The 4039-nt window shown below is 75.7% G+C and carries 5 protein-coding genes; 1 reads left to right on the top strand and 4 read right to left on the bottom strand.

The features are described 5' to 3' along the window. Positions 1–202, bottom strand: a 202-nt coding sequence (locus EPD83_RS19910; RefSeq protein ID WP_128368650.1) for an NUDIX domain-containing protein, incomplete at its 3' end; no start/stop codon positions are given. 78 nt (positions 203–280) lie between these two features. Between EPD83_RS19910 and EPD83_RS19905 the strand changes: the two genes are divergently transcribed. Continuing rightward, a complete protein-coding gene (locus EPD83_RS19905) occupies positions 281–892 on the top strand; it encodes a LysE family translocator (protein WP_128368651.1) in 612 nt (203 codons plus the stop codon). A gap of 19 nt (positions 893–911) precedes the next feature. On the opposite strand, the gene EPD83_RS19900 is transcribed toward EPD83_RS19905, so the two are convergent. From EPD83_RS19900 to EPD83_RS19890, 3 genes are all read right to left on the bottom strand, one after another. Beyond that, the gene (locus EPD83_RS19900) at positions 912–1541 is read right to left on the bottom strand and encodes a flavin reductase family protein (RefSeq protein WP_165567055.1); all 630 of its coding nucleotides are present in this window, start codon (positions 1539–1541) and stop codon (positions 912–914) included. A gap of 135 nt (positions 1542–1676) precedes the next feature. Next, a complete protein-coding gene (nadC, locus tag EPD83_RS19895; protein ID WP_165567054.1) occupies positions 1677–2603 on the bottom strand; it encodes a carboxylating nicotinate-nucleotide diphosphorylase in 927 nt (308 codons plus the stop codon). Beyond that, positions 2600–4039: L-aspartate oxidase (locus EPD83_RS19890; RefSeq protein ID WP_165567053.1), on the bottom strand; the 1440-nt coding region annotated here is incomplete at its 5' end. The genes EPD83_RS19890 and nadC, both read right to left, overlap by 4 nt.

Raw genomic sequence — 4039 nt, 5'->3', positions numbered from 1 at the left:
CCAGGCACTCGCGGACGGCGGTGTCGGCCGGGTGCTCGCCGGGGTCGCAGATGCCGGTGACCGGCGTCCACTCCCCCGTGTCGGCGCGGCGGACCAGCAGCACCCGCTCGCCGTCGAGCACCACGGCCGTCACCCCCGGCAGCCACAGCAGCTCGTGCCCGACCGCGGCACGCAGCCGCAGGATGAAGTCCGGGGTCGCCATGCGCTCCACCCTAGGAGCCACCGACCCCCGGCCCGCCGTGCGAGGATCGCCTGCCGACGACCACCGGACGGAGACACGATGACCTGGGCCTTCCTGCTCACCTCGCTCGCGGTCGTCGCGACGCCGGGCACCGGCGCGGTCCTCACCATCGCCGCCGGGCTGCGCCGGGGACGTCGCGCCGCCGTCGTCACCGCGGCCGGCTGCACGCTGGGGATCGTCCCGCACCTCGTCGCGGCGGTCACCGGCACCGCCGCGCTCCTGCGGGCCGGTGGGGTCGCCTTCGAGGTGATGCGCGTCGCCGGCATCGTCTACCTCCTCGTCATGGCCGTGCTCGCCTGGAGGGACCGAGGGCTCCTGGCGGTCGAGGCGGACGACCGACCCCGCTCGGCCGCGCGCACCGTCCTGACCGCGGTGCTGGCGAACCTGCTCAACCCCAAGCTCACCCTGTTCTTCTTCGCCTTCCTGCCCCAGTTCGTCGACCCGGCCCGCGCCGACGCCCTGCCGCACATGCTCGCGCTCAGCGGGGTCTTCATGGCGATGACGTTCGTCGTGTTCTCCGGGTACGGGCTGTTCTCCAGCGCCATGCGCCGCCGGGTCGTCGAGCGACCGGCCGTCGTGCGCCGGCTGCAGCGGACGTTCTCGCTGGCGTACGTCGGCCTGGCCGCCCGCCTGGCCACCACCGACCGCTGACGACGGCGCCGCCGCGTCCTCAGCCCTCGTAGCGGGGGCGGTCGATGCGCCGGATCTCGCCGAGCAGCCCCCACTCGTCCGCCCCGAGCCGGCTGAGCGGGGCCAGCGCCTCGACGTCGACGTGCGGGCGGCGGAGCATGTCCTCGGACGCGGCGACGGCCTCGTCGACGGCCGCGTGCAGCACCTCGCCGACGACGACGAAGCAGTTGCCGGTCGGGCGGACCTCGTGCAGCCGGCACTCGAGGACGACGGGTGACGCGGCCACCCGCGGCGGCGCCACCGTGCGCGACGGCTCGCGTCGCACGTCCTCGGCGTCGAACTCGCCGATCTCCGGCGGGTAGTCGGCGGAGGTGCCGTTGACCACCTCGAACAGCGGCTCCGGGGCGAGGCAGACGACGAACTCGCCGGTCGCCTCGACGTTGTTCAGGGTGTCCTTGCGGCCGACCGAGGTGAACGCGAGCATCGGCGGGTCGGTGCTGACGACGGTGAAGAACGAGTGCGGGGCGAGGTTGTCGACCCCGTCGGACGACCGGGTGCCGACCCAGGCGATGGGCCGCGGCACGACCGACGCCGTGAGCAGCCGGTAGGCCGCCCCGGCCCCCATCCGCTCCGGCTCGGGACCGTGGCCGATGGCGAGCTCGTGACGCATGCGGTCACCCTAGGTCGACGCCGACGGGGGTCGTCCGCCACCCCACGGACCCCGGGTCGAGGGGTCACGGCGCGCGACACCGGGACGACGAGGTGCAGCGCGTCGTGACTCCTCGCGGTGAGCGGGACCTCGCGGTCAGCCGTCGTCGGGGTCGAGGTCCAGGGCGAGGTCGACGATCGGCGAAGAGTGGGTCAGCCCGCCGACCGACAGGTAGTCGACCCCGGTCTCGGCGTACTCGCGCACCACCTCGAGGGTCAGCCCGCCGGTGGCCTCGACCTCGACGGACTCGCCGGTGCCGCGGACGGCGTCGACCGTGGCCCGCAGCAGGTCGGGGGTCATGTTGTCGCAGAGCAGGAACCGGGCGCCGGCGCCGACGGACTCGAGCGCCTCGTCGGTCGTCGTCACCTCGACCTCGACCTCGACGTCGGGGTAGGCCCGGCGCACCGCGTCGTAGGCCGCGGTGAGACCGCCCGCCGCGAGCTTGTGGTTGTCCTTGACCATCGCGACGTCGTAAAGGCCCATCCGCTTGTTCGTGCCGCCGCCGCAGCGCACCGCGTACTTCTCCAGCGCTCGCAGGCCCGGGGTCGTCTTGCGGGTGTCGAGGACGGTGGCGCCGGTGCCCTCGAGCTCGTCGGCCCAGCGCCGGGTGTGGGTGGCGACGCCGGAGGTGCGAGACAGGACATTGAGGACGGTCCGCTCGGCGACGAGCATCGTGCGGGTCGTGCCGCGCAGGGTCGCGAGGCGGTCGCCGCGCCGCACGCGGTCGCCGTCCGCCGCGGTCGCCTCCACGGACACCGGGCCGGTGCCGAGCCGCCGGTCCACCGCGCCGAGCACGAGGGCGACGACCGGCAGACCGGCGAGCACCCCGTCGGCCCGGGCGACGACGTGCGCGACCGACCGCTGCTCGGCCGGGATGGTCGCGAGGGTCGTCACGTCGCGCCCGCCCCAGCCGGTGGTCCCGAGGTCCTCGTCGAGGGCCCGCTCGACGACGAGCAGCGCCTCGGCGGTGGGGAAGCCGAACCCCTCCTCGCCGGCCCCGCCGCGCCCGCCGGCCGCGGTCATGCCCGCGCCCCGAGCGCCTCGGCCACCGGGCTCTCCGCGACGTGCAGCACGCCGCCCGCACCACGGGTCACCGACTGGTGCACGAGCCAGCGCGCGTCGTCCCGCTCCGGGAAGTCGCGACGCACGTGCCCGCCGCGGGTCTCCTCGCGGCGGTGCGCGAGGTGCGCCAGGGCCTGTCCGACGTGCAGCAGGTTCGTCGTCTCCCACGCCTGCGGTCCGGGCTCGGCGGCCGAGGGCGGCAGCGCCGCGAGGGCGGCGAGCTCCTCCTCCGCCGCGGCCGTCGACGCGGCGGTGCGCAACGGCCCGCACCCGCGGGTCATCGTCCGCTGCAGGTCGATCCGGCGCCCGGCGTCGAGCAGGTCCGCGACGGCGTCGCCCGGCTCCGGCGGCGTGCGGCGCGGCAGGTCTCCGGCGTCGAGGCGTGCGGTGACGTCGTCGGCGATGCGGTGCGCGAAGACGAGCCCCTCCAGCAGCGAGTTCGACGCCAGCCGGTTCGCGCCGTGTACGCCGGTGCACGACGCCTCGCCGCAGGCGTACAGCCCGTCGACGGAGGTGCGTCCGCGCAGGTCGGTCTCCACCCCGCCGGACGCGTAGTGCTGGGCCGGCGCCACCGGCAGCAGGTCGGTGGCCGGGTCGAACCCGAGCTCGCGGCAGCGCGCGACGATCGAGGGGAAGCGCTCCTGGACGAACGCGGCCCCGAGGTGCCGGGCGTCGAGGAAGACGTGGTCCAGGCCGCGCTCGCCCATGACGTCGAGGATGCCGCGGGCGACGACGTCGCGCGGCGCGAGGTCGCCGAGCTCGTGGCGTCCGGCCATGATCCGCTCGCCGCGGTCGTCGACGAGGACGGCGCCCTCGCCGCGGACGGCCTCGGAGATCAGCGGCTGCTGCCCGGTCGACCCCTCGCCGAGGAAGAGCACCGTGGGGTGGAACTGGACGAACTCCAGGTCGGTGACGCGGGCGCCGGCCCGCAGCGCCGCGGCCGTGCCGTCGCCGGTGGCCACGGGCGGGTTCGTCGTCGAGGTGTAGATCTGGCCCAGCCCGCCGGTGGCGAGGACGACCGCCCGCGCGTACGCGGCGCCGACGCCGTCGACCTGGCCCTCGCCGATGACGTGCAGCGTCACCCCGCACACGGCCCCGTCGTCGGCGGTGAGCAGGTCGACGACGAGGGCGTGCTCGACGACCTCGATGCCCGGGTCGTCGACCACCCGTTGCAGGGCGGCGATGAGGGCACGGCTGATCTCGGCGCCGGTGGCGTCGCCGCCGGCGTGGGCGATGCGGTCGCGGTGGTGGCCGCCCTCGCGGGTGAGCTTCAGCCCGCCGCCGTCGTCGAGGTCGAAGTGCGCCCCGAGCGCGACGAGCTCGCGGACCCGGTCCGGGCCCTCGGTGACGAGCGCCCGGACGGCCTCGACGTCGCACAGCCCGACCCCGGCGACGAG

The sequence above is a fragment of the Phycicoccus flavus genome, assembly GCF_004025965.2.
In the GTDB taxonomy this organism is placed as follows: Bacteria; Actinomycetota; Actinomycetes; order Actinomycetales; family Dermatophilaceae; genus Phycicoccus; species Phycicoccus flavus.
The sequence above is the reverse complement of the archived record's forward strand: the minus strand, read 5'-3'. Positions and strand labels throughout refer to the sequence as shown.

Excerpts from the sequence above, each read along its gene's own strand:
- EPD83_RS19905 (WP_128368651.1), top strand. The coding sequence starts at position 281 with ATGACCTGGGCCTTCCTGCTCACCTCGCTCGCGGTCGTCGCGACGCCG.
- nadC (WP_165567054.1), bottom strand. The coding sequence starts at position 2,603 with ATGACCGCGGCCGGCGGGCGCGGCGGGGCCGGCGAGGAGGGGTTCGGC.
- EPD83_RS19900 (WP_165567055.1), bottom strand. The coding sequence starts at position 1,541 with ATGCGTCACGAGCTCGCCATCGGCCACGGTCCCGAGCCGGAGCGGATG.